Raw genomic sequence first — 435 nt, 5'->3', positions numbered from 1 at the left:
CGGGTCGGGGGAGGCGAAGGACTCGCCGACCATGCCCGCGGTCAGCGTGGTCCCGTCGTTGGGGTCGATCAGGATGAACGACCCGGTGCGGCGGGAGTCGGCGTAGGTGTCGGCGGGCAGCGGTTCGGCGGTGCGGAGGGTGACGCGGCCGATGTCGTTGGCGGAGAGCCGGCCCGGGTGCGGGTGCAGGGACAGGTCGTCCAGCGTGAGCCGGGACGGGATGTCCTTGACGATCGCCTTGACCGTGCGGGTGCCGTGCTTGAGCAGCACGCGGTGGCCGACCCTCAGCGGCTCGTCGGCGACGTGGCAGACGGTCGCCTCCAGGTCCTGCGTGGTGGCCGGGGCGTCCTTGGCCGGGACGATCAGGTCGCCGCGGGAGATGTCGATGTCGTCGGCGAGCAGCAGCGTCACCGACTGCGGCGTCCAGGCGACGTC

General features: G+C 72.4%; 1 pseudogene. It reads right to left on the bottom strand.

Going from position 1 to position 435, the window contains the following annotated elements:
* A pseudogene (locus LPA54_RS39385) lies at positions 1–435 on the bottom strand (hypothetical protein); the annotation flags it as partial.

It is taken from the genome of Streptomyces sp. DH12, assembly GCF_020873895.1.
GTDB lineage: Bacteria > Actinomycetota > Actinomycetes > Streptomycetales > Streptomycetaceae > Streptomyces.
This window is presented reverse-complemented; position numbering and strand designations above follow the sequence as displayed.